The 23,664-nt window shown below is 40.6% G+C and carries 17 protein-coding genes and 1 pseudogene; 7 read left to right on the plus strand and 11 right to left on the minus strand.

The window, feature by feature from the left end:
* Positions 1–362 precede the first annotated feature (362 nt).
* The 4 genes and pseudogenes from DWW91_RS13715 to DWW91_RS13730 all read right to left on the minus strand — a co-directional run bounded on the left by DWW91_RS13715 (position 363) and on the right by DWW91_RS13730 (position 3,062).
* Positions 363–1,238, minus strand: a complete 876-nt coding sequence (locus tag DWW91_RS13715) for an AraC family transcriptional regulator (RefSeq protein ID WP_007655540.1) — start codon at positions 1,236–1,238, stop codon at positions 363–365.
* Between the two features lie 80 nt (positions 1,239–1,318).
* A pseudogene (locus DWW91_RS13720) lies at positions 1,319–1,684 on the minus strand (hypothetical protein); the annotation flags it as partial.
* A gap of 2 nt (positions 1,685–1,686) precedes the next feature.
* On the minus strand, positions 1,687–2,016 hold the full coding sequence (locus tag DWW91_RS27660; protein WP_122328044.1) for a DUF6057 family protein: 330 nt from the start codon (positions 2,014–2,016) through the stop codon (positions 1,687–1,689).
* A gap of 2 nt (positions 2,017–2,018) precedes the next feature.
* Complete coding sequence (locus DWW91_RS13730; protein ID WP_122328045.1) at positions 2,019–3,062, minus strand: endonuclease/exonuclease/phosphatase family protein; 1,044 nt, start codon at positions 3,060–3,062, stop codon at positions 2,019–2,021.
* 145 nt (positions 3,063–3,207) lie between these two features.
* On the opposite strand from DWW91_RS13730, the gene DWW91_RS13735 reads away from it, so the two are divergent.
* Positions 3,208–3,948: an SDR family NAD(P)-dependent oxidoreductase gene (locus tag DWW91_RS13735; RefSeq protein WP_122328046.1), complete on the plus strand. Its 741-nt coding sequence runs from the start codon at positions 3,208–3,210 to the stop codon at positions 3,946–3,948.
* An 8-nt stretch (positions 3,949–3,956) separates the two neighbouring features.
* Here the strand turns inward: DWW91_RS13735 and DWW91_RS13740 are convergent, their stop codons facing one another.
* Positions 3,957–4,781 carry a hypothetical protein gene (locus DWW91_RS13740; RefSeq protein WP_122328047.1) on the minus strand — a complete coding sequence of 275 codons (825 nt, stop codon included), beginning with the start codon at positions 4,779–4,781 and terminating at the stop codon, positions 3,957–3,959.
* Positions 4,782–4,959: 178 nt separating this feature from the next.
* On the opposite strand from DWW91_RS13740, the gene DWW91_RS13745 reads away from it, so the two are divergent.
* The 4 genes from DWW91_RS13745 (at position 4,960) to DWW91_RS13760 (ending at position 9,559) form a co-directional block, all read left to right on the plus strand.
* The gene (locus DWW91_RS13745) at positions 4,960–6,345 is read left to right on the plus strand and encodes a S41 family peptidase (RefSeq protein WP_122328089.1); all 1,386 of its coding nucleotides are present in this window, start codon (positions 4,960–4,962) and stop codon (positions 6,343–6,345) included.
* Positions 6,346–6,430: 85 nt separating this feature from the next.
* A complete protein-coding gene (locus DWW91_RS13750; protein WP_007655522.1) occupies positions 6,431–6,979 on the plus strand; it encodes an RNA polymerase sigma factor in 549 nt (182 codons plus the stop codon).
* On the plus strand, positions 6,963–8,252 hold the full coding sequence (locus tag DWW91_RS13755) for a porin family protein (protein WP_228110493.1): 1,290 nt from the start codon (positions 6,963–6,965) through the stop codon (positions 8,250–8,252). Before DWW91_RS13750 ends, DWW91_RS13755 begins: the two co-directional genes overlap by 17 nt.
* Positions 8,253–8,293: 41 nt before the next feature.
* Positions 8,294–9,559: an LVIVD repeat-containing protein gene (locus DWW91_RS13760; protein ID WP_010801579.1), complete on the plus strand. Its 1,266-nt coding sequence runs from the start codon at positions 8,294–8,296 to the stop codon at positions 9,557–9,559.
* Positions 9,560–9,617: 58 nt separating this feature from the next.
* On the opposite strand, the gene DWW91_RS13765 is transcribed toward DWW91_RS13760, so the two are convergent.
* The 4 genes from DWW91_RS13765 to DWW91_RS13780 all read right to left on the minus strand — a co-directional run bounded on the left by DWW91_RS13765 (position 9,618) and on the right by DWW91_RS13780 (position 16,433).
* The gene (locus DWW91_RS13765; protein ID WP_007655518.1) at positions 9,618–11,282 is read right to left on the minus strand and encodes a RagB/SusD family nutrient uptake outer membrane protein; all 1,665 of its coding nucleotides are present in this window, start codon (positions 11,280–11,282) and stop codon (positions 9,618–9,620) included.
* 23 nt (positions 11,283–11,305) lie between these two features.
* Positions 11,306–14,581: a TonB-dependent receptor gene (locus tag DWW91_RS13770; RefSeq protein WP_122328048.1), complete on the minus strand. Its 3,276-nt coding sequence runs from the start codon at positions 14,579–14,581 to the stop codon at positions 11,306–11,308.
* Positions 14,582–14,695: 114 nt separating this feature from the next.
* Positions 14,696–15,856 (minus strand): FecR family protein, encoded by a 1,161-nt coding sequence (locus DWW91_RS13775; protein WP_122328049.1) that lies wholly within the window; start codon positions 15,854–15,856, stop codon positions 14,696–14,698.
* Between the two features lie 55 nt (positions 15,857–15,911).
* Positions 15,912–16,433, minus strand: a complete 522-nt coding sequence (locus tag DWW91_RS13780) for an RNA polymerase sigma-70 factor (protein ID WP_122328050.1) — start codon at positions 16,431–16,433, stop codon at positions 15,912–15,914.
* Positions 16,434–16,587: 154 nt separating this feature from the next.
* On the opposite strand from DWW91_RS13780, the gene fsa reads away from it, so the two are divergent.
* Both fsa and DWW91_RS13790 read left to right on the plus strand, forming a co-directional pair.
* Positions 16,588–17,244: a fructose-6-phosphate aldolase gene (gene fsa / locus DWW91_RS13785; protein WP_046145530.1), complete on the plus strand. Its 657-nt coding sequence runs from the start codon at positions 16,588–16,590 to the stop codon at positions 17,242–17,244.
* Between the two features lie 313 nt (positions 17,245–17,557).
* Positions 17,558–18,478, plus strand: coding sequence for an Rpn family recombination-promoting nuclease/putative transposase (locus DWW91_RS13790; protein WP_122328051.1), 921 nt, complete (start codon positions 17,558–17,560; stop codon positions 18,476–18,478).
* A 190-nt stretch (positions 18,479–18,668) separates the two neighbouring features.
* Here the strand turns inward: DWW91_RS13790 and DWW91_RS13795 are convergent, their stop codons facing one another.
* Positions 18,669–21,089 carry an ABC transporter permease gene (locus tag DWW91_RS13795; protein WP_122328052.1) on the minus strand — a complete coding sequence of 807 codons (2,421 nt, stop codon included), beginning with the start codon at positions 21,087–21,089 and terminating at the stop codon, positions 18,669–18,671.
* A 6-nt stretch (positions 21,090–21,095) separates the two neighbouring features.
* On the minus strand, positions 21,096–23,501 hold the full coding sequence (locus DWW91_RS13800) for an ABC transporter permease (protein WP_233584488.1): 2,406 nt from the start codon (positions 23,499–23,501) through the stop codon (positions 21,096–21,098).
* Positions 23,502–23,664: the final 163 nt, after the last annotated feature.

A 23,664-nucleotide genomic window follows, 5' to 3' on the forward strand; every position in this document is an offset into this window, starting at 1 on the left:
TCCATTGCAAATGTATGGAATGACAGAATCCGAGAAGTGTCTTATTCTGTCAAAGTAGTGCGCTTTTCTGTCAATTTTATTAAAGCATAACTCTTATAAATATTTTATATTTACATAGATTAACAAAATTGCCATCAAATAGGTGCTTTATTGGTAAATATAAACATTATAAATGTAAATATGTGTATATCGAATTTTTAAGGGACTTATTGTATTAAAATGTTGTTTCTCTGCTGTTTATATGGTTTAGGAGTGTGCTGTAAGGTCAAAAGTGATTGCTCTATTCGGTCAATGGAATAAAGGAGGTTTTCAAATTACTATAACAACAAATCAGCGACCGATAATTATAGCCGCTGATTTGTTTATATGATAACTCGCATTCGTTGGTAGTTCTCACGGTATTCCTGTGGGGTAACACCTTTGAATTTCTTAAATACTTTGTAAAAATAGGATTGGCTGACAAAACCACACCGGGAAGCGATGTCCATGATGCATTCCTTTTCATTATTATTTAGTTCGCGCACAACAGAGTTGATGCGGTATTCCTGCAGGAAGTCTGTGAAATTACGATTTGTGTTCTTTTTGAGGAACCGGGAAAGTGTGGAAAGACTCATACCCATATATTGAGCCAGTTCGTCTATCGTTATAGGGTCGGCCAAATTCTTACTGATATAGTCGAGTATTTTTTTCATTTGGTAGTCTGCCTCCGTATATTGCGGAGATATGTTTTTAGATAAAACGCGTACATCTTCCGACAAAGAGAGCTCATGTAGGAGAATAAAGAATTTTATGACCGAATAGAATCCTTTTTCCGTAGATATCATTCGCATAATAGGCTGTATGCGGTTGATCTCGGCTTGTCCGAATGCCAATCCATGCTCTGCTTTTGCCATCATTTTCATGATTGAATCGAACTGGTTTTTCTGGAATGCAGGGTTAGAAAACAGGGAGGGATGAAACTGGAGAGTGATCTCATGGATGTCGTTCGAACGGCAGTTTCCGTTCATCCAGGCATGTTTTAGTTCTGTATTGGTGATCAGTACAAGGTCTTTTTCGCCGATAGTTTCTTCCGAGTCGCCGACAATACGCAAGGCTCCGCTTGCATTTTCTACAAAGTTGAGTTCCCAAACATTGTGGACATGTATAGGGAAAGTGAAAGAAGATTTTGTGCGTTCGAATAGTATGAAACTGTCCTTAATGGATAGAGGCGACTTTTCTCTGAAAACTTCTGTTATCATGGTATGTAATATTAAAACAGTGTGAGCAAAAGCGAAGATAGTGATAAAAATGAAAATATGAACAGATGGAATCTGTTTTATTACTCGTGTTCCTGATATATCCGGCATATATCGAAGGCGTCGAAGGGTACAGGTGTGGAGGATAGCTCCGGAATATTGTATGACTTGAATGTATAATCGTAATGTTCCGGATCTTTTTGGGGTAAGACGAAAGGTTTTCCTGCTGTTCCGTCGGGAGAGATATAAGCAAAGTAGGGTTTGCCATATTGCCCGTCACCCCGTTTACTGGCAAAGACGAACCAACGGCTGTTCGACGACCAGCTATGATACGTATCTGATCGGTCGGAATTTATTGTAGGCAATGAATCGATTTGGCCGTTTTGTAAATCCATTAGTTTTAAGTCTGTTTCCCTGTGCCAGATGGGAAAAGTGCCGTAATCGGCAATAACTAAGTCAGAAACTGTGTCATATACTTCCAAACGTTTGTCCATTTCCGAAATGCGGCATAACAGATCAGTCCCAATACAAGCATAATCCCCCCCATCAAAATGGAAGCCGTTACCGGAGTACGAAAGAATTGAGTCAGGTAATCACCGGTCAAACAAGATAATACGGCGGGTTTATTCAAATAAGAATATAAAACTTCTGAGGCATAGACAAAAAGTGTCGTCTGTTCTTTGTGAAGCAAATGATAAGGGCAGGTATGCAAGTAAAAATAAAAACAGGCAATGCCTACCGGTATAAAGGTTAACCAACTGTATTTATTTGTTTTATTCATTTCTATAGATGTCTAATAAGTTGGAAAGTTGCCAAAATTGCTTTATGGTCGGTAGGCCATACTCCAAGCGGTTCAATAACCGGATCAGCTGTTTCTTTTGTGACACGTTCACCACGAAGTATATCTCCTTTAGGACCGATAATTGTTACATCAGTCAGGCTCAGTCCATTGAATGGTGAATACATGATAAAGTCAATACGGTCGCGATCATCGGCTTCCGGTGACCAGACCAGTTTTTTTAAGGCAATGTCCGGGCAATCTGCCGGGCAGGTAAATCCGGGATGAGTGACGGGATCCGGATATTTTTCGCGATAGGAGTCTTTATATCCGGCTTTTTCAAGCATAACGGATACGTCCCAGGGAACAACCAGGCCATAATGGTCACGCATATCTTTAGTGGTTTCCGTCCAGTCCAGATGAGAAGGCTCGTTGAAGTCACCTCCCAGGATAACGATGCGACCTGCCGCCTTGTCTTTTTCTGCTTCTTTGATGAAACGGGCGATAGCATCGTCACGAACGGATGCACGGTTCAGTACCAGAATCGAGTCCAGATTTGTAACCGGTTCTATTTTATTCCAATTGTTACCGTCATATCCACGGGCATCGTAGTAAGCACAATTGCGGTAATCCAAATGGGCAGTGTATACGGCAAACTCCTGGTCCCCTTTTTTCGTTACCAGGCGATAGATGCTTCCCCGGTCGTCGTTCAAAGGATAAACAGTGCTGCTGTCGCTGATGGGATAGCGGCTTAGTAATCCGGAATCTTCCGTGTAGAAGGAATAATATGTTTGTCCGCGTTTTTGGAGAGCTTCAACGATACGGTCGCAGAAACGTGTGTTGTGGTAATTCCGAACTTCGCTCAATGTAACGAAATCGGCATCGCTACGAACAATTTCATCTGCAACGGCATCAAATCCGTTTTCTACTACGGTTCCTTCCTGCCAGATATTAAACTGGAGAACTTTAAATGTTTCTGTTTTCTGACAGGACGAGAAACAGAGAGTGATCATAAACAGTAGAACTGTTGTGAATAGACCTTTTTTCATGGTGTTTATGCTTTTTTGTTTAGCTCTGCGAAATTAATTAAATTTCGGATAAATAGGGGTGGATTTTTTTATTTATTAGTGTTACAACGGTTTTACAAGACTCTTTTCGTATCTTTGCAGCAGACAATCAAACACAGAACAGAGTATGGACGGTAAGAGAGTATTTGTCACCGGTGGTGCTAAGGGGATCGGTGCAGCTATTGTAACTGCATTTTGTAATGTGGGAGCAAGGGTCGCCTTTTGTGATACAGATGAAAAAGCGGCTTCGCGTCTTTGCGATCTATTACCTACTTTCGTCCAGTTCTTCCAGGCTGATGCAAGTGATCCGGAAGCTCTTCAAAAAGTTATCAACAGACTTTTCAACATGTGGGGAGATATAGATGTGATTGTTAATAATGTGGGAATCAGTGAATTTTATCCATTGGTCGAGACGAGTATTGAACAGTTCGATAAAGTGTTGTCAACAAACCTGCGGCCGGTGTTTATAACTTCACGGGCATTGGCCATTCATCGGAATAATGAGGAAGGGAAACAGCGTTACGGTCGGATCATCAATATTGCTTCTACCCGTTATCTTCAAAGCGAACCCGGTTCGGAATGTTATGCAGCTTCCAAAGGGGGGATTGTTTCGTTGACACATGCACTAGCATTGTCTTTCAGTGATTATAATATTACTGTAAACAGTATCAGTCCGGGATGGATACAGAATGAAGATTACCGTTTGCTGAAACGGTCAGACCATAACCAACATCCGTCAGGACGTGTGGGGCGTCCTTCAGATATAGCAAGCGCCTGCCTTTTCCTGGCTGCCCCGGAAAATGATTTCATCAACGGCCAGAATATTGTAATAGACGGCGGGATGACTAAGAAGATGATTTATGAATAATCGGTACGTTAATTAATGCCTATCCTGATATTTTTGCCTTTAAACGCCGGATAGAACAGGAACTGCGGATCCATACGTTTGTTCCAGGGATTATATTCATAATTTACTCCGACACCGAAGCTGAAATTATCCTTTACTTTAAATTCAAAAGCACCTCCTACGCTTGTATGATTATAATAGGGATTCAGCAACATGTGAGGATTCGTACGTTCTCCTTTCTGATAGAAAGCATATTGCCCCCAACCTTTGACAGTCATCCAGTCGACCACCTCGATGCTGACAGTGGCGTTAACACCTCCCATGAAGTCAGGACTATAGTTGAACGGTGTGAAGTAGCGTCCGGCAAATGCACCTCCTGTAAGTGTCCACCGGTCCTGGTGCCATACTAATGATGAACTAACCCTTGTAAGTCCTCCTACTCCTGGCCAGGTAAATTGTTCTCCGACTGTTAGCAGACCGGTTGTTTCGCTGATCGGGGTAAAACTAGCCTCCTGAAAATCGAGTGCCATTGGAGATATGCGGCGTAGCATTGGAGTAAACGGATTAAAGAATGGGCGATAGGCGGCTGACAGAACCTGCATATCCATCGGACGTTGATCTTGAATTTCAGGGAAGTCCGGAGTGAATTCCCTGAGTTTCTTCTCCAACTCCGTCCTTAGAGAAGGAGTATATGTTTTATAGGAAAATTCAGGAATATTGAAATTGAATTTTTGAAACTTGGGAATAGCAATCATTTTCCCATCACCATTCAGAACATAGTCAAAAACAGACTGTGCGTGCCCACAGCATACACATGTCACTAGTGCTATAATTATAAAATATCCCCGCTTCATACACAACATCATTTTATTGACGCTAAGATAGATTATTTACTTAAAATAAGCTATTTATTGATCTTGTTTTTACTTAAAATAGTAGAAAAACTACATATTAATTCTTGTAGAGGCTGCTAGCAGGAGGAAATATAGCATATCTTTGCCTTTAATAAGAAAAAAGAAAGGAATGTTACGTATGAAAATTAAAAGTTATATACTGGTTATTTTATTTTCGTTGTCATTTGCAGCTTGCGAAAAGGAGGATAACAACGGACCAAAAACAGATAATGATGTGAATCAATGGATAGAAAGGATTATGAGAGAAAACTATCTTTGGTATTCTGAACTTCCTGAAAAAAACACGTTGAACTTTGATGCGGAACCGAAGGCTTTTTTGCTTTCTTTATTATCTGATAAAGACGGGAAAGACCTGCCCGAAGGCCATCATTATTATTCAACTCTGGAAAAGGCGGTAGCGACGAAAAGTATTTTTAATGATAGAGATTCGTATGGATTCGATTTCGCTACTTCCAATTTAAAAAGTGGGAATAACATTTATAAAATAGCAGTTGTCCTTTATGTCTTAAAGAACTCACCGGCCGAGGAAGCCGGGTTGAAACGTGGTGACTGGATTCTGGGTGTAAATGGGGCAGAAGGCACGATTCAAAATTATGATATATTGAGAAGTGGAGGCAGTGTGTCTCTTCAACTGGCACGATATGATGAGGATAGGGAGGTTATTATTCCAACCAAAGAAATAGCTTTGGGAGCATCCCGTGTTGTGGAAGATACCCCTTTTCTGAAAGATTCGGTTTATACTATCGATAATAGCTGTATCGGTTATTTGATGTATAATCATTTTACTATCGGTCCGGATGGGCGTGACGATATGAGTTATAATCTTTACCTGCAACAATTATTTGAAAAGTTCAGAAGCCGGAATGTAAATGAGTTTGTGCTTGATTTACGGTATAATGGCGGTGGTGATGTGAGATGTGCCCAGTTACTGACCTCTTTACTTGCTCCTGAAAGTGTGTTGGGAGATACATTTTGTAAACTGGAATATAATGACAAAAACGAAAGTAAGAATAATGTGATACCTCTCCTGAAAACATCAGAGGTCCGATCTGGAAATCTCAACTTGAAACGGTTGTTCGTTTTGACAGGAAGCAATACTGCTTCATCTTCTGAACTTGTTATCAATTCTTTGAAGCCTTATCTGGGTAATAATGTTCGTCTGATCGGTGTACAAACTTTCGGTAAAACGGTAGGGATGAGTGTTTATGACGAATCGGAGAAATATGGTTGGATTTTTTCACCTGTTACATTCCGTAGTTATAATAAGGAAGGTAAGGCTGATTATGCAGATGGTTTTTCTCCTGATATAATGATCAATGAGTTTAATTGGAACTTGGTAAGTTTTGGAGAAACGAATGAACCTTTGTTGGCAGAGGCTATCTACGAAATAATAGGTCGGTCTTCATTGAAATCGGTGCGTTCTGCTTCAAAGCCTATTCCTTTGGATATTTCTTATTCTCCCCAACAGAGTATTAGAAATAATATGGTATTATATATCAAGTGATAATTATTTATTTTCAATTTTCTCCACTATAGCTGCAACATTAGGAGAGGCTTTTTCATCATACAGATAGAGAGTAATATTACCTATGGACGAACAGCTGTTAATTGCCGGATGCAAACGTGGGGAGTCATGGGCTCGTAAAGAAGTCTACGAGCTGTATGCTCCTGCCATGATGAGTGTGTGTATGCGGTATGTCAATAACAGGGAAACTGCTCGCGACTTGTTGCAGGACGGATTTATCAAGATATTCACTAAGATCGGAAGTTATACGGGATCTGGTGCGTTTCCCGGTTGGGTACGTAGGGTGTTCGTTACTACTGCTCTTGAATATCTCCGAAAAAATGATGCAATCCGGTTAAGCGTAAATTTTGATGACTGCGGGGATTTGGCTGATGAGGTCGATGTGTCGGCTTTAGACCGTTTGTCGGCAGATGACTTGCATGCTTGTATTGCCCGTTTGCCGAATGGCTACCGGACGGTGTTCAACCTCTATGCGATAGAGGGATATTCTCACAGTGAAATAGCAGAAATGCTACATATAAGCGAAGTAACCTCGCGAACACAGTTTATCAGGGCGCGGAAAGTGTTACAGAAAAGTGTTCAATCATTAATTATGCATGAAGATGCGCAGTGATACGGATCATAGAGAACAGTTGGATGATTTCAGCGAATTCATGAAGCAGAAACTGGAAGATCACCGGTTGCCTGTCGATGATCTTTGCTGGGAGGATATCGAGCCTCGTATGAAGCCCCGCGGACAGAAATGGTTGTGGTGGGCCGGAAGTTCTGTGGCTGCAGCTGTCATTGCATTACTGTTTTTGTTTTCACCCTTTCGGGCAGGGGACGGCTCCTATGACGGCGTGGTGCCGCCGGTGGCTTCCGTTCAGGATGAAGAGAAAATATATCAGGAGACTCAGGAGAACATTCCGGAAGAAACGAAACCATTTGTTACTGAGTCTGTACCAACGAAGAAATTGATTGCTGCCGCAAGACCTGACAAACCGTTACAAATAACTGGAAATGAAGTACCGGAAACGGAAGTCGTTGAGGAAATACAGGAACAGGAAAAAACGGTGCTGCAGCCGGATATTGAGAAAAGTACAAAGGAGACTAAGGAGCAGCCGGAAAAGAAACAGAAGCAACAGGATTTGTATAGTTATGAATCGAAAAAATATAATTTCTCTTCTGCCGGTAAGAAAAAGACAGCGGAAGGCGGATGGTCTATCAATGCCGGTTTCGGTACTGGTGGTCATGTCTCGCTAGGACTTGGTAATGGAGATCTTGTAATGGATATGGATAATCCTTCGAGTAGTATAACTCCGGGTAATCCGGGAGAGGTATCTCCTCCACCGGTCAAGCCACCTTTGTTTGAAAATTCGAATGTATTGCCTCCTGAACAATATACAGAGGTGGATGCAGCGTTGCCTCTCTCTTTCGGTGTGACGGTTCGGAAAGATTTCAATCGTTATATCGGGGTGGAGACAGGGTTGGTATATACTTATTTATCTTCCAATTTGTCAACATGGGATAAAGTTCAGTATAAGTCCCGCCTGGAACTTCACTATCTGGGTATACCTGTCAATCTGGTTGTATCCCTTTGGCAAAATCCACGATGGAAAATATACCTGTCGGGCGGCTTTATGATGGAAAAAGGGTTACGGTCCAAACAGACGGAGAATAGGTTCTGGCAGTTTGAACAGGTGAATAATGTTGAGAAGAAAGGCATAAACGGCCTGCAATGGTCATTGAATGCTTCTGCCGGTGTGTCCTATCGTTTTTACAGGGATTGGAGTTTTTATTTCGAACCACGTATTTCGCATTATTTTGATAATGACCAGCCGCCGAGTATCCGGACAGAGAATTCTGTGATTATCGGACTTGGTGCAGGTATTCGTTTTGATTTTTAATTGAAAGAACTATAAGTATTTATCCACTAAATGTATTGAAGATGAAAAAACTAATGAGTCTGTTTTGTGTGTCGTTGATCTGTTTGTTTTGCGGATGCAACGATGATATGAAAGTGAGGGAGACGATCACTTATACAGTGAACAAACCGGTATATATGTCTGCTGATGTATTCCGTTCTTCCGTGAAAGTAACCACTCAGCCGGAAGAGATAACCCAGAAGGGGAAGATTTGTTTTTATGAAGGTTATTTGTATGTGTCGGAGCGAGGAAAAGGAATTCATATTATTGATAACCGTAATCCGTCATCGCCAGCTTCGGTTGGTTTTATTGAATTGATGGGGAATGCCGACCTGGCAATACGCAACAATCTGTTATATGCGGATTCGTATGTTGATCTGGTGTGGTTCGATATCAGTAATCCTGCTTTACCTGCGTTGAAGAATCGATTGGAAAATGTATTTCTCCAGAGCTTTCCACCGATTGAGGAAGGCATAATCGATTCCGAAGTTTTTTCTGAAGCAGGTAGAGCGAAAGGTGTTGTTGTCGGCTGGACACAGGAGGAGGTAACAGAAACCTATGAGTATTATAAAGATGAAATCTATTATAATGATATGGGGGCCATTTCTGAAAGTAGCAGTGGTGGCGGCTCCACCGGTGTGAATGGCTCTATGTCTCGTTTCGGTCTTTATAAGGATTATCTGTATGTTGTATTGAATAATCAGATGGACATTTTCGATCTTTCCGGTGCGGAACCTGTTGTAGCGGCGGAAACGATTCCTGTCGGATGGAATGTGGAAACTATTTTCAGTTATAAGGATTGTATGTTTATGGGAACGCCGACCGGAATGTTGATTTATTCCGTAAAAGATCCGTTAAAACCTGAATATCAGTCGTCATTGACTCATGTATATGGCTGTGACCCGGTTGTGGTGGAGGATGATATTGCCTATGTAACCGTTCATTCTGGTAATAACTGCGGACAAAACTTCAATGAGTTGATCATTATTAATGTCAGTGACGTGAAACGTCCCCAGCCGATAGTTTCCTATACAATGACTAAACCGAAAGGATTGGGAATCGATAACGGTACGCTTTTCCTTTGTGACGATGGTTTGAAGATCTATAATGCCAATGACCCTCAGACTCTGATGGCCAACCGCCTGGCCCATTATTCCGGTATGGAAGGTTATGATGTAATCCCTTATAATAATGTATTGATGATGATTGCCGAAGACGGTATTTACCAGTATGATTATTCGGATTTGGAGGAGATTCGGTTGTTGAGTAAGATTGCGGTGAAGAAGTAATGTTGTTATTAATAATGAAAGAGGAAACCCCATGACAGGATTTCCTCTTTTTGATTTATTACCAACCGGTAGGTTGGCTGATGTTTGGATTGACTGTTTCTTCTTGTTGTGGTAAAGGCCATGAATCGTATTTAGGGAAAGTACAATTGCGGTTTTCTATTAAAACAAAAGAACCACTATTAGGATTCCATGCTCCTTGAGCCGGACCTGTCATAGTTTCTTTACCTATTTCCCAACGTCTGATATCATCATAGCGTTTTCCTTCAAAACAGAGTTCAACGCGACGTTCACGACGATAAAGTTCACGAACCTTTTCCTGAGTATTGTAAACATTTTTATCCATATTAGGCATTCCGGCACGGTGACGTATCATATTGATATATTTTTCAACATCTGGATTCTGCCAATCACCAGTTTCAACTAAGCATTCTACATAATCCAATAAAACTTCTGCATAACGGCATAACATTAAATCCAATGATCCATTTCCTGTTGAACGATCATTTTCATCAATGTATTTTTTTATCATGTAACCGGAGCGGGAGGCCCCTGTTTTTGCGACATAGTCACTACTGCTCTCATCAAAGGGGGTATAAGTATAATTGGAGATTGAGGTACTATCTCCCGGAAGTATAAATGATGCTGCTAAGCGTGGATCACGAGGTTTATATAGTGGATTTTTTTCAAATTCAATACGCTCTTCTGCTGAAAGTGATTGAATTGTTTTTCCCTCAATAGTCTCATATGTATCTAATAACGTTTTTAATGGAGCTGCAACTCCCTGGCCGCTTAAAGTGGTTCCCAGACAACGGAACCATACATCGCTGGCACCATCTTTGGCAAAGAAAATACGCTCTTTGTTCTGTTCTCCACTGTAAGAGAATAGTCCTCGATAATTTGCGCCAGGATTGTTTTCTCCGTTGGGCGCATAATATAGTTCGAACAATCCAGAATCAATCAATTTTTTTGCAGCATCTTTTGCTATGTCATATTTTTTGAATTGTAAATTGATATCCATTTTCATACATAATGTAACAGCTTTACTCATACGATCACGACGGCCATCATCCCATAAAAAAGGAAAAGCTTTGTCATCTTGAATCTGTAAAACTTCGTCAAATTCTTTATTGAGAAAGGTCAGACATTCTTCGACAGTGTTGCGTTCCATGTATATTTCTGTGGGTTTTAACGCTTTGTCTACTATAGGTATGCCATCATGGCGACCATACCATTTCAGTAACAGAAGATGATACCAGGCACGCCACATTTTTGCTTCAGCTTTCATTCTTGTCCGTTCTGATTCATCAGAGAAATAAGCAGCGTCGACATGTTCTAAAAAACGGCAACATCTACGGATTTTTGTATAATAGTTTTTCCATGCGTTGAATGTATGTTCCCAGTTAGATGGAGCATTAGTATCAGTAGGAGGAACTAAGGATCCATTTCCTAACATAACAATACGTTGTTCATAGTTGGAGAAGAAATACATATTATCTGTGGCCCCTTCCAATGGGATCAGACTTAAATTCTCTCCTCCATATCCGGCCTTAAACCATGATTTGCATTGCCCTAGTGCATTTTCGCATTCGTTCATCGTTTTCCAGAAGTTTTCATCTGTTGTTTCTGTCGGATGATCTTTTGTCAGGAAATCTTCACAACTGGTAAGGCCAACCAACAATAAGCAAGAAACACCTACTATTTTTATTAATTTATTATGTTTCATAATTGTATATGATATATTTATAGTTAGAAATTCAAACTAAGTCCCAAAGAATACGTTTTTACCAAAGGATACGAACCTCTTTGTCCACGGCTCTCCGGATCTACTAGTTTCTCTTTTGCAAAGGTGAATGGGTTTTGTACGTTTGCATATACGCGAATGTTTGAAATACCGATTTTCTTTAATTCCATTTGGTCGAACATATAACCCAACTGAATATATTTTACGCGACAATAACTTGCGTCGAAATGCCAATAATCAGAGGTGTGGTGGTTACTTCCATAAGATGAGTTAGGTGCCATTCTTGGATAACGGGCATTGGGATTTTCAGGAGTCCAATAGTCTTTTTGGACAGCCAATGGTGTTTGTCCGTCGCCACCAACATTCAAACCGAAAGAATATGGCTCTGAGTAGTAAGCATCTACACCTTGTACCCCTTGGAATAAAACTTCCAGGTTCCATTTTTTATAATCTAATGTAATATTGGCAAAATAATTCAGTTTAGGTTGTTCATCACCACGGATCACACGATCTTCTGTCGTTATTTTTCCATCTTTATTATTATCCAAATAGTGTATGTCACCGGGTTTTTGACCATCAAAAATAACCACACCTTCTTTGGGGGTCAGATTTCCTTCGGCATCTTTTGTGAAATCGTCTTCCTGTAATAAGCCATTTGTGGGATATATATAGTAACTATTTAATGCATATCCGATTTGGTGAATACGGCTTCCTTTATCATATGGTGCACCAAACAAATCTTCTATTTTATTTTTGTTTTGAGAGAGACCTCCATGGAAATTGAAATTGAAGTTTTTAGTCAATTGTTTTCCATAAGTGAAATCTATTTCCCAACCTCTGTTGCGAACTTTACCCGAGTTTAAAGGAGCAGAGCTAGTTCCACCGATATAAGAAGTCGGAGGTGTGATAATCATGTCTGTAGTCAGTTTATCATAATAATCGAATGTAATAGATAGATCTCTGAATAAACGAATATCGGCTCCTATATTTAGCATATGAACTGTTTCCCATGTGATATCAGGATTGCCATAAACTGTTTCATTACCATTCCCGGAATTAATTAATGTTTGATATTTGTATAGACCGATGTTTTCGTTACCTAATAAACCATAAGATGCTCTTAGCTTAAATTCATTGATTTTCCCTTTTAAGGGTTTCATAAAGGCCTCTTCATGTAAGTTCCAACCTGCGCCGATAGAAGGGAAGACACCCATCTTATTTCCTTTTCCAAAACGCGATGAACCATCACGGCGAACAGTAGCTTCCAATAAATAACGGCTGTCAAAGGTATAGTTAGCTTTAGCAAACATTGAAATCATCGACCAACGATCCCAATCCCCTTTATTTGTTAATTCTTGGTTGTAACCTCCGATTGCAAATAAACGATGCTTATTATGTTCAAAGGTATATTCAGCCGTACCTCCCAAAAAGTAATAACTTGATCTGTCTTTAGAGGCAGTATAAGATGCCCCCCAGGTTTGCAGGAATGCTCCTGAATTGTAATCGAAGAAGTTGTATGCTTCACGTTCGTCACGTTGAGCACTACTGCTGATACGGTATGAATACTGGCCTCTGATAATCAGTTTTGGAATAATTTCCCAACGTGGTGAAATATTGATACTTATATTGTCTTCCAGATTGGTTCGGGTACCGCCACGTTCCATAATTGCGGCCGGATTTCTTTGTTCGGGCCTGTTTCCATAATATACAATGTCACTGCCTTCTTTCATGGGATAATGAATGACTGTTGTAGGAGGAGTTCGATACACATAAGTGAAAATATCGCCACCTGTACTGTATAAAGGCTTTTCTCTGTTTGTTCGATATGAATTAAAGTCCATGTTGACAGATAAGTTATCCAGTAAGTTAACAGATGTGTTTGCGCGGATATTCAAACGGTCAGAATTTGTATTATCAACCAATCCGTTATTCTTTAAATAATTTACTGTTAATGCAAAACGAGCCAGATTACTACCTCCGGAAACTGCTACCGAATGGCTTTGCAAGGAACCGGTATGAAATAGCCAGTCAGCCCAATCTGTGTCCGGATAATTGACAGGGTCCGTATGATTTCTGGTTGCATCAATCGCTTCCTGGGAATAAACCTGGTTGCCACCGATGTTTAGATTGGCGGCATTGACCATTTCCATATAGCCTGCTCCGTCAATAAATTTTGGTAAATAAGTAGCCTCTTGGAGTCCGAAGTAGCCATTATATGATATATTTACTTTTCCAGGCATTCCTCGTTTTGTTTTTACAACAATAACGCCATTTGCGGCACGGGCTCCATAGATAGCTGCGGCTGCGGCATCTTTTAATACGGTCACACTTTCAATTGTATTTGGGTCTAATTGATTCATATCCATTGGTATTCCGTCAACAAGGACCAAGGGATCATTGTTTGTTTCCAAAGAAGAAATACCACGGATTTTTATTGTTGCAGCATCTGCTCCAGGTAAACCGGAATTTTGAGTGACACTTAATCCGGTGATACCTCCTTGTAATGACTGAGATAAAGATGTAATAGGTTTTGTTGACAGATTTTTCTCGATATCTAGGGAAGATACAGAAGAAATAGTATTTAACTTTTTTTCTTCAGAGAAACCAGTAATCACAATTTCATCTAGTGTTTCGATATTTTCTTTAAGTGAAACGCTTAGATTACTGATCGCACGTGAAACGACATATTCATATTCTTTGAATCCTAGGAAGTTGAATACAAGTACATCTCCGCGTTTTGCTTTTAGCGAGAAATAACCGTTCTGATCACTGACTGTTCCTAATTTTGTACCTTTGATAGAAATGTTTACACCAGCCATCGGGTAAGGAGGTTCTGAATTTTCCAATACTTGACCTTGGACTGTCCAAGGTCTATCATCAGCCACGCTGATGATAGATGGTTGGACTTCATCTTTTTCTTTTTTGGCAATAGCAATATAATCATCAATTTGTTTAAAAGTATAACCATCACCTAATACTGTGGATAATGCTTCCTTTATATCAGATGTTTTTATGTCTACGGACACATTTTTGTTTGTGGCTAATTCTTCTGTGCTGTAAGCGATTTTAATACCGGATTGTTCCGAAATAGCATCCAGTATTTGTTCCATCTTTGCATTTTTGAAAGATAGATTCAATGTGTAGTTCTGTTCTAAAACAGATTCAAATGCAAAGGCATTGAATGGAACTGCCAATATTAAACAGTTCAGTAAAATAATAAACAATGATCGTTTTAAGACTTTTTGTGCTTTGTAAAAGTCTTCCGATGCTTTTTTTTCCATAAATTTGTAATTTACAGGTTAAACTAAAATGATTTCGATTTTTTGATCTGTTAGCGGAGGTAGTATCTGATCCATACTGCCTCTGTTGCTTTTCATAATATTACTATGTCATGATTATTGTTCCTCCCTTATTTTTTTGATGTTAATAATGTTATTTGTTCTCTCGAGTTTGATGTCGGAGGTATAGCTGATAACCTCCAAAAGATGATCTATATCCGTATTTCTATCGACTATAAGCGAGTATCTGTTATTCTTCAGACTCTCATCTTCATAGTTGACTGAAAAGTCATACCAGCGCTGAAGTTTTTTGACGATTTCTTCCAATGCTGTATCTTTGAATATATATTCTCCATTTATCCAGGAGGTAAATAGTTCAGTATTTACTATTCGGATATCAGTTTTTGCATCGTCTCTATTATATGTGAATTGTTCGGAAGGGGTAATAGTCACAGTTTTTTTGTTTTCAGTTTTGACAGAAACAGATCCTTCTATAAGTGTTGTACTGATCGTCTTATCAGCAGTGTAGCAGGAAACGTTGAATGAAGTTCCCAATACTTTTACTTCCATGCCATTCGCGTTGACAATAAAAGGTTTTTCCTTATTTTTTGCAACCTCAAAAAATGCTTCTCCTATAAGAGTTATCTCTCGCTTGTTACCAACGAACCTGGTCGGGTAGGTTATTTCTGTTTCTGAATTTAACCAAATACGGGTTCCGTCGGAAAGTAATAGTTGATATGTTTTTCCCTTAGGTATGACTAAATGATTATTTTGTATTGTTATTTTTTTCTCTTCTTTTTGTGGTTCATAGACAAGTTTGTTTTTTGCATCGTTTTTAATTACCACATCTTTTTTCTGCATGGAAAAAGATTCTTCTGTTAATGCTATTTTTTCTCCATTCTCTAAAAGTAATGTAGGCTGGCTAAATTCTTCCATGTTGACTTCATGGATAGTGGATGCCGGTTGTTTTGAAAAATAAATCATACCGGTAAATACAATAATGGCGACCATTGCTGCATAACGTGTCCAAACAGGCAGTCTGAATGTTTTCTTTTTGGAGATGGTCTGTTTATGGACCTGCTGCCATGCGAATTCCGTATTGAATGTTTTATTTTTGCTCCTATGCGTTGTGACTTGATATAATCGTTTGAGTTTTTCATATTCGGCCCGGTTAGTATCAGATGCGTCCAGCCATTCCGTAAAGATACGGCGCTCTTCATCTGTAGCTTCGTCAGCTAATATGGAATGTATAATTTGATATATTGTTTCAGAATTCATTTTTTCTTCCTTTTATATTAATTACAATCGGGAAGAAAGAAATGGGTAGGTCAAATCAGAAAAAAAATAGAAAAAAAATAAAGGTCAGGTGTTTTAACTCCTCTTTCATGATTCGGAAAGCCTCTCCCAGATGATATTTTACGGTATTGACCGATATATTGGATATTTCAGCTATTTCTTTGTATTTCAATCCGGTGATACATTTTAGCAGAAAGACTTTTCTGCATTTCTCCGGAAGTTTCTGCAATGCCAACTGTACCTCTTTTTGATAAATAAAATCGTCTTTATCGTCCAGTTGGAGATTCCATTCTTCCGTCAGCGAGGCAATGAAATCTTCTTTTATAATTTCAGATTTATAATAATTGATGCAACTGTTTCTGATTGCACGAAAGGCATAGGGAAGAAATGTTTCCTGAGTAACAGTCAAATGCTTTTTCTCCCAAATTGAAATGAAGAATGTTTGAACAATATCTTCAGCAGTCTGACTGTCAGTGATATATCTGCAGGCATAGTTACATAAAAGGGAGTAGTGGTCCCGGAATAGTTTTTCAAAGATTTGTTCGTTGGCTATCTCCATAAGTTTAAATAATCTGCAATATTCGATAATTTTTTGAAGAAATACAAGTTTTATGCAAATGAATTGAGTGGAGGATAGTCCTTTTCTTTTGAATACATAAGAACTATCAGTGAATGAATTTGTTATTTAAATAGAATCATAAACAAATAAGGCGATGAAATTTTTTATAGACACAGCGAACCTGGATCAGATCCGGGAAGCGAATGATTTGGGCGTGTTGGATGGTGTGACGACCAATCCGTCATTGATGGCCAAAGAAGGAATTAAAGGAGTGGAAAACCAACGAGCACATTATTTAAAGATTTGCGAGATTGTGGATGGCGATGTGAGTGCCGAGGTGATCTCTACCGATTATGAAGGAATGATCAAAGAAGGGGAGGAACTGGCTGCCCTGAATCCGCATATCGTAGTAAAAGTTCCTTGCATTGAAGCGGGAATTAAGGCAATCAAATATTTTACAGATAAAGGTATCCGTACGAACTGTACGCTGGTCTTTTCCCGTGGTCAGGCTCTTTTGGCGGCAAAGGCCGGGGCTACTTATGTCTCTCCGTTTGTCGGACGTCTCGACGATATATCCAGTGATGGAATTGAACTGGTTGCCAAAATAGTGGAAATGTATACTTATTATGGCTATGAGACGGAAGTGCTTGCTGCTTCTATCCGTAGCACACAACATATTATCCAATGTATCGAGGCGGGAGCCGATGTGGCAACTTGCCCGTTGGCTGCTATCAAAGGTTTGTTGAAACACCCGCTTACCGATAGCGGACTGGCAACCTTCCTGGCCGACTATAAAAAGGTGAACGGATAGGCCGTCGGTGACAAATTATATTTTCTTTGTTTTATAGGGGGCAGCAAAAAGTTTGTCACGGCTGATTATTAGTGTGTTAGGACGGAATTGGCTTACAACCGGGGTAAAAAAGTACCTACTTTCGACCTCGAGTTTGTCATAGTTAACATTTGTTGGGTTTTTCTCCCGGTTGTAATAAAAACATAGAAAACGGATTCGGCGGTAGGATCGGGATGTTTATGAATTGTCATGTTCTCAGAAAAATAAAGAGGATGGAATTCTTTATTTCATTGAAGAATACTTATCTTTGCATATCAACTTAAAAGAATTAACTATGAAGTATTTAAATCCAAGAGCAGATCTTACGTTTAAACGTATTTTTGGCGAACATCCCGATCTGGTGATCAGTTTACTCAATGCCTTGTTGCCCCTGAAAGCGGGTGAGGAGATTAGAGAGATCGAATACCTCCCTTCCGAGATGGTGCCGGACAATCCCTTGCGTAAATTCAGTATTGTAGACGTTCGTTGCTGCGATGTGAAAGGGCGTCAGTTTTTGGTAGAGATGCAGATGCTTTGGTCGCCGGAGTTTCGCGAGCGAGTTCTTTTCAATGCCTCAAAAGCTTATGTGCGTCAGTTAGATGCAGGCGAAGGCTACGAATTGTTGCAGCCGGTTTATTCGCTCAACCTGGTGAACGAGGTTTTCGAACCGGCTCTGGATGGTTATTACCATCATTATGCAATGGTGCATGTGGAGCATACGGATCATATCATCGACGGTTTGCAATTGATTTTTGTCGAGCTGCCTAAGTTTACTCCCCATACCTATAGTGAGAAACGTATGCATGTCCTTTGGCTCCGTTTTCTGACTGAGATAGGTGAATCGACGCGTGTCGTCCCTCATGAATTACTGGAAGCCCCTGAAATATCGAAAGCTCTGACAGTGTTGGAAGAATCAGCCTTTACAGACGAGGAGTTAGCCGGTTACGAGCATTTCTGGGATGGTATCAGTGTTGAAAAAACTCTTTATAATAGTGCAAGACGTGAAGGGCTTGCCGAAGGAAGGGCTGAAGGAAGGGCTGAAGGTATTGTCAAAGGAAAAGCTGAAGGTATTGCTGAAGGAAGAGCCGAAGGTCTTGCCGAAGGAGAAGCGAAGGGTAAACGCCTTATTGCTGCCAACATGAAAAAGTCAGGTATTGATCCACTTATCATTGTACAATGTGCCGGTTTGTCAATAGAAGAGATTGAACGACTTTAAGAGTTACTGGATAGATGCGAACATGATTTATGTCTTAATAGTTCGCATTAAAATATGATCCCGATGATATTCGGATACCATCCCGGTGATGATGAAACGTCACCGGGGTGGTATGATGCAAAAGCTATAGCTTTCGAGATTAGAAGCTATAGCTTTTGTCCTTAAAGTAAGTAGCCTTTGAGCTTAGTTGTTATTCACTTCTTAAAACTTTGACAGGATTGCTCGAAGCCGCTTTGTAAGTATGCCAGCTGACGGTGAGCAGTGTTATAAAAAGTACACTGATTCCGCCGAGCAGAAAGTGGAAGACGGATATTTCCGTATGATAGGCAAAGTGTTCCAGCCATCGATTGAGGAAAAGCCATGAGACAGGAACGGCAATGACAAAGGCTATCCCGATCCAGCCGACAAACTGTTTATTCAGTAAAAACATAATCCCTAATGTGCTGGAACCGTTTACTTTCCGGATGCCAATTTCTTTGGTGCGTTGTTCCGTAGCATACAAAGCCATACCGAACAACCCGAAACAAGTCAGGAAAATACTGATCAGCGAGTACATGATCATTAATTCCGCCAGTTCGGTTGTCCTGCTGTTGCGTTGCATGAACTCTTTATAGACATCCTGGAAAGTAAAATATTTACCCGGATTCATCCTTTCCCATACTTCTTTAATAGCAGCCATTGTTTGCTGACGTTCTTTGCCCACTTTGATCTCTGCAAAAGCATATCGTTTATCATCATCCTGGCCGATGTAAATGATACTGGGAAAAACATCTTCTTCGAGTGAATTGGCAAACATGTTCTCGACAATACCTGCAACGACCACTTTAGGGTTGTTGCTGTCTTTTTCATATTCTTTAAAGTCTTTGTCGTATTTACTTAGTTGCTGGCCGAACGGATTTTCTCCCGGCGGAATCAGTAGGTCTGCATATTTCCGGGTGATATAGGCCGGACTTTGGAATTGTTCGAGCGCCTTATCCGGCTCAACTCCCTGTATGATGTCGATTTTTAATGTTCTCAGGAAATCACGTCCTCCCATGTATTGCGCTTTCATATAATGGCTTTCACTTCCATCCTGGTTTTTGATATTCACGGGAGCTATCCCCATGTTTAGTAAAGGACCACCTGTAAGTGTTACATTTTCTACGCCGGGTATTTTTCTTATTTCGTGTGCAAAAGCCGGTAAGTAGGAATTGTCTGCTCCCCAATTGCCCACCTCGATTAATCCGTGATATCCTTCCGCTTTGTTTTGTATAAAATGAAGTTGGTTGTTTACTGTAAGTGTTGCGATGATCAGCCCGATAGAGACTGTATATTGGGCAATCGAAAGAGCCGTTACGATCCTTCTTTTCTTGTTTCCGGTGAAAAATTCGCGATAGCCGGAGGCCGATAGTTTGGATATTTTCCGGCTGATATAAACAGAAGGAATGATCGATAACAGGAGTATGAACACTGTAATAACAGGTAATGCCTGTCTGTTAAAGAAAAAAGAAGTCTCTATCTTTCCGGAAGTGATCGAATTGAATATCGGGATCAGATCGTGTGTTATCAGCAAAGATAACAGGAAGGATACAATGACGGTCAGGAATGTATCGATAAATAGCTGGTGGTTTATATTGTTTTTTGTCGCTCCCATCAGTTTTTCCGTATGGATCATCCGCACTTGTTGCAATAGGCGGGAGAAGTTGAGATTGATATAATTGAAACAGGCAATTAGCAGGATAAGAATGGCTGAGATCAGCCCGACGTAAAGTAATGTCTTTTGACGGCTGTTCATGAAGAAGTAACTTTCCTGTGTGTATTTTTTGAAATAACTCTCTTGTAGAGTGTACAGACGGTATTTTCCGTCAGGAACAAAGGTTTGTATGCCGTCTTTATGGATTTGTTCGGCAAACTTTTTCGTATCGATCGGGCGGTTGGTCATAAACAGACATACTCCTCCGGGGAGTGGCCCGTCATTTCCGATTACGGCATCGAAGTCGATATAAGATTGTTCACGCGATTTCAGCACAGCGGCAATCTGATAGGTGGTTTCATTCTTTCCCTCTTCAATCGTACCATCCTCCAGTACACGGGTCGTTACATTGTTTTCACCGGTTATGATCGTTTGGCCGATCGGATTCTCTTTGCCGAAATACTTTTGGGCACATTTTTCCGATAAGGCGATCTTGTTCGGTTGTGTCAGCACTTCGTTCAAATCTCCATACAATACCTTATAAGGGAAGAAATGGGGAAACGAGGCTTCTGTTGTCATTATAATGATGGGGTCGAAACGGGTATTGTTTACTTTTATGTAATCCATTCCGATATTATTAAGGCATACATGATCTATAATCTCCGGGTATTTTTCTTTAATCTCGGCTGCAATACCACCGGCAGTGAAACAAACCCGTTCACCCGGTTGGATCGGCGAATCCTGGTCCATCATATAAATAGTCTCCCGGTGAGGATTATCCGCCTCCAGGTTATACTCATGGATAACGAAAATAGCTAGCAAGTTCGTGCAGGCAATGCCGATTGCCAGGCTGACGATCGATATGATTGAAAATGTCTTGTTCCGCCACCAGCTTCGCAGGACGAGTTTGAATGCGATTGCTTTCATTTTGTAATTCATAATAGGTTATTCACTTCTTAATACTTTAACAGGATTACCGGATGCAGCTTTGTAGCTGTGCCAGCTGACGGTGAGTAGGGTGATGAGCAGGACAAAAAAACCGCTTATCAGATAGATTCCGATGTTCATATCCGTGTGGTAGACGAAATTTTCCAACCAGCGGTTGAGTAGCAGCCAGGTAATAGGGATAGCAATGATAAAGGAGATGCCTATCCAGGATATGAACTGGCTGTTGAGCAGTAACATGATTTGGGGGCTGGTCGCTCCGTTTACTTTCCGGATACCTATTTCTTTGGTGCGTTGTTCGGTTGCATAGAGTGCCATTCCGAACAGGCCGCAGCAAGTCAGGAAGAGGCTGATCAATGAATACATAAACAGCAGCCGGGAGAGTTCGGTTGTTTTCTCGTTCCGTTGCAGGAACTTTTGGTAAACATCCTGGTACGTGAAATAGTTACCCGGGTTTACCTTATTCCATGCTTCCCGTACGGCGGCGATACTCTTTTCTCTGTCGTCGCCGAGGCGTATATAAATGTAATTGAACGAATTTTGAGGACTGTTGTTGATCTGTATGGTAAAAGGATAAACCTCACTTTCCAGCGTATGTGTGTATAAGTTATCGACGATACCGGCAATTGTCGTGACCGGTGCATTTGACGGATCATTACCTGTATTCCCTTCGTCGAACTCTTTATCGATCGCATTAATCGGCTTACCGATCGGGTTTTCTCCTTTTCCGACCAGTATCTCTGCATATTTCTCATTGATATATACCGGACGGGCATATTTTTCGACGGCCTGTTCGGGAGGAAGACCTTTTAACAGCTTCAGTTGTAAGGCGTCCAGGAAGTCTGGTTCACCGAAATAGTTGATTTGTGCCGTATAGTTTTCACTGCCGTCTTCATTTTTCAGGACGATTTGCATTATCCAACTGTCCAGGATAGAGCTTCCGGCAAGGGATACGTGCTTTATCTCCGGGTGTTTTTTTAGTTCCCGGGCAAAAGGACGGACATAAGAACTGTCTTCTTGCCAATCCCCTATTTCAATCAGGTTTTTATAATTATCTCCTCCTTGGCGGATGAAATGAAGTTGGTCGTTTACCGTCAGTGTGGCAATGACCAGGCCGATAGAAATAACATATTGGGCGATGGACAATGAGGTGACTATCTTCCTCTTTTTATTTCCGGTGAAAAACTCCCGGTAGCCGGAGCTGGAAAGCCTGGATATCTTTTGTCCCATATAGGCTGCCGGAATTATGGATAACAGCAGGATAAAACAACAGATGACTGGCAATGATTGTCCGTTGAAAAAGAAAGAGGTATGTAATTGCCCGTTTACGATTGAGTTGAACAGGGGAAGCAGGTCATGGGTAATCAGCAACGAGCAGAGGAAGGCAATGATTACCGTCAGGAAGGTATCCAGAAAAAGTTGCAGGTTGATTTCTTTCCGGCTGGCTCCCATCAGTTTCTGTGTATGAATCATCCGTACCTGTTGAAGGAGACGTGAGAAGTTGAGGTTGATATAATTGAAACAGGCTATCAGCAGAATCAGGATGGCGGAGATTAATCCTACATAGAGCAATGTAGGCTGACGGAAATTCAGATAGTTCGATTTCTGTCCTTCGGTCGTGTAGAAGTAGCTTTCCTGTAAAGTATCCAGATAATAATTCCCCAGGTCACCCTGTAAAGTAGGGATTTTGTCTTTTTTCAATTGTGCTTCAAATGCTTTCCGGTCGATTGGCTTGTTCATCAGTAACAGGCTGGTACCGCCATAGAAAGGATCTGAAATGGCCGTTACTGCCTCCAGGTTTAAAAAAGATTGTTCCCGGTCGGCTATGATAGCGGCAACCTGGTAAGCGTGTTCGTTGTTAGTACTGCCTTTGGTACTCATCTCTTCATCGGGAAGGTTGAAATGTATTATTTTGCCAATCGGATTGGTTTTTCCGAAAAGTTTCCGGGCAGTTTGTTCGGTAAGGGCCAGTTTGTCGGGCTGGGTCAAGGCTTCTTTCAGGTTTCCGGAGAGTACTTTATAAGGGAAAAACTCAGACAAAGACGGATCGGCGGAGACGAGACGAATCGGTGCGTGTTTCACATTATCGATAGAAATGTATTTGACGGTTTTTCCGCTTATCCGGAGATAATTCTCGACTTCGCTGTATTTCTCTTTCAGCATTGCCGGGATATCGCCTCCTGCATAGATTGTCTTTTCTCCGGTTTTCATCGGCCAGTCCTGGCTGAGTATCCAGATACGTTCTTTGTTCGGATTTCCTTTCTCTATTCCATATTCATGAATAGTGAATACGGCCAGCAGGTTTGTGCAGGCAATGCCGATCGCCAGGCTGACGATGGAGATTATTGAGAATGTCTTGTTTCTCCACCAGCTGCGGAATACAAGTTTTAGAGCGACAGTTTTCATAAATTCGATATTAGGCTTTTCGTTCCGTTCTTTTTTGAATGGCATTTCAAATCTATCCTCTTTCTTTTGTAGAGACAAAGAATAAGTAAAAATAATTGAAGGATACAGTCAAATTGTCTAAATATTAGACAATGGGAGTTGGGAGAAAAAAGAATCCGTATAT

Source organism: Parabacteroides sp. AF17-3, from assembly GCF_003635445.1.
GTDB classification, from domain to species: Bacteria; Bacteroidota; Bacteroidia; order Bacteroidales; family Tannerellaceae; genus Parabacteroides; species Parabacteroides goldsteinii.

Coding starts and splice junctions, on each gene's coding strand:
- DWW91_RS13715 (WP_007655540.1), bottom strand. CDS start 1,238: ATGATAACAGAAGTTTTCAGAGAAAAGTCGCCTCTATCCATTAAGGAC.
- DWW91_RS27660 (WP_122328044.1), bottom strand. CDS start 2,016: ATGAATAAAACAAATAAATACAGTTGGTTAACCTTTATACCGGTAGGC.
- DWW91_RS13730 (WP_122328045.1), bottom strand. CDS start 3,062: ATGAAAAAAGGTCTATTCACAACAGTTCTACTGTTTATGATCACTCTC.
- DWW91_RS13735 (WP_122328046.1), top strand. CDS start 3,208: ATGGACGGTAAGAGAGTATTTGTCACCGGTGGTGCTAAGGGGATCGGT.
- DWW91_RS13740 (WP_122328047.1), bottom strand. CDS start 4,781: ATGAAGCGGGGATATTTTATAATTATAGCACTAGTGACATGTGTATGC.
- DWW91_RS13745 (WP_122328089.1), top strand. CDS start 4,960: ATGAAAATTAAAAGTTATATACTGGTTATTTTATTTTCGTTGTCATTT.
- DWW91_RS13750 (WP_007655522.1), top strand. CDS start 6,431: ATGGACGAACAGCTGTTAATTGCCGGATGCAAACGTGGGGAGTCATGG.
- DWW91_RS13755 (WP_228110493.1), top strand. CDS start 6,963: ATGAAGATGCGCAGTGATACGGATCATAGAGAACAGTTGGATGATTTC.
- DWW91_RS13760 (WP_010801579.1), top strand. CDS start 8,294: ATGAAAAAACTAATGAGTCTGTTTTGTGTGTCGTTGATCTGTTTGTTT.
- DWW91_RS13765 (WP_007655518.1), bottom strand. CDS start 11,282: ATGAAACATAATAAATTAATAAAAATAGTAGGTGTTTCTTGCTTATTG.
- DWW91_RS13770 (WP_122328048.1), bottom strand. CDS start 14,581: ATGGAAAAAAAAGCATCGGAAGACTTTTACAAAGCACAAAAAGTCTTA.
- DWW91_RS13775 (WP_122328049.1), bottom strand. CDS start 15,856: ATGAATTCTGAAACAATATATCAAATTATACATTCCATATTAGCTGAC.
- DWW91_RS13780 (WP_122328050.1), bottom strand. CDS start 16,433: ATGGAGATAGCCAACGAACAAATCTTTGAAAAACTATTCCGGGACCAC.
- fsa (WP_046145530.1), top strand. CDS start 16,588: ATGAAATTTTTTATAGACACAGCGAACCTGGATCAGATCCGGGAAGCG.
- DWW91_RS13790 (WP_122328051.1), top strand. CDS start 17,558: ATGAAGTATTTAAATCCAAGAGCAGATCTTACGTTTAAACGTATTTTT.
- DWW91_RS13795 (WP_122328052.1), bottom strand. CDS start 21,089: ATGAATTACAAAATGAAAGCAATCGCATTCAAACTCGTCCTGCGAAGC.
- DWW91_RS13800 (WP_233584488.1), bottom strand. CDS start 23,501: ATGAAAACTGTCGCTCTAAAACTTGTATTCCGCAGCTGGTGGAGAAAC.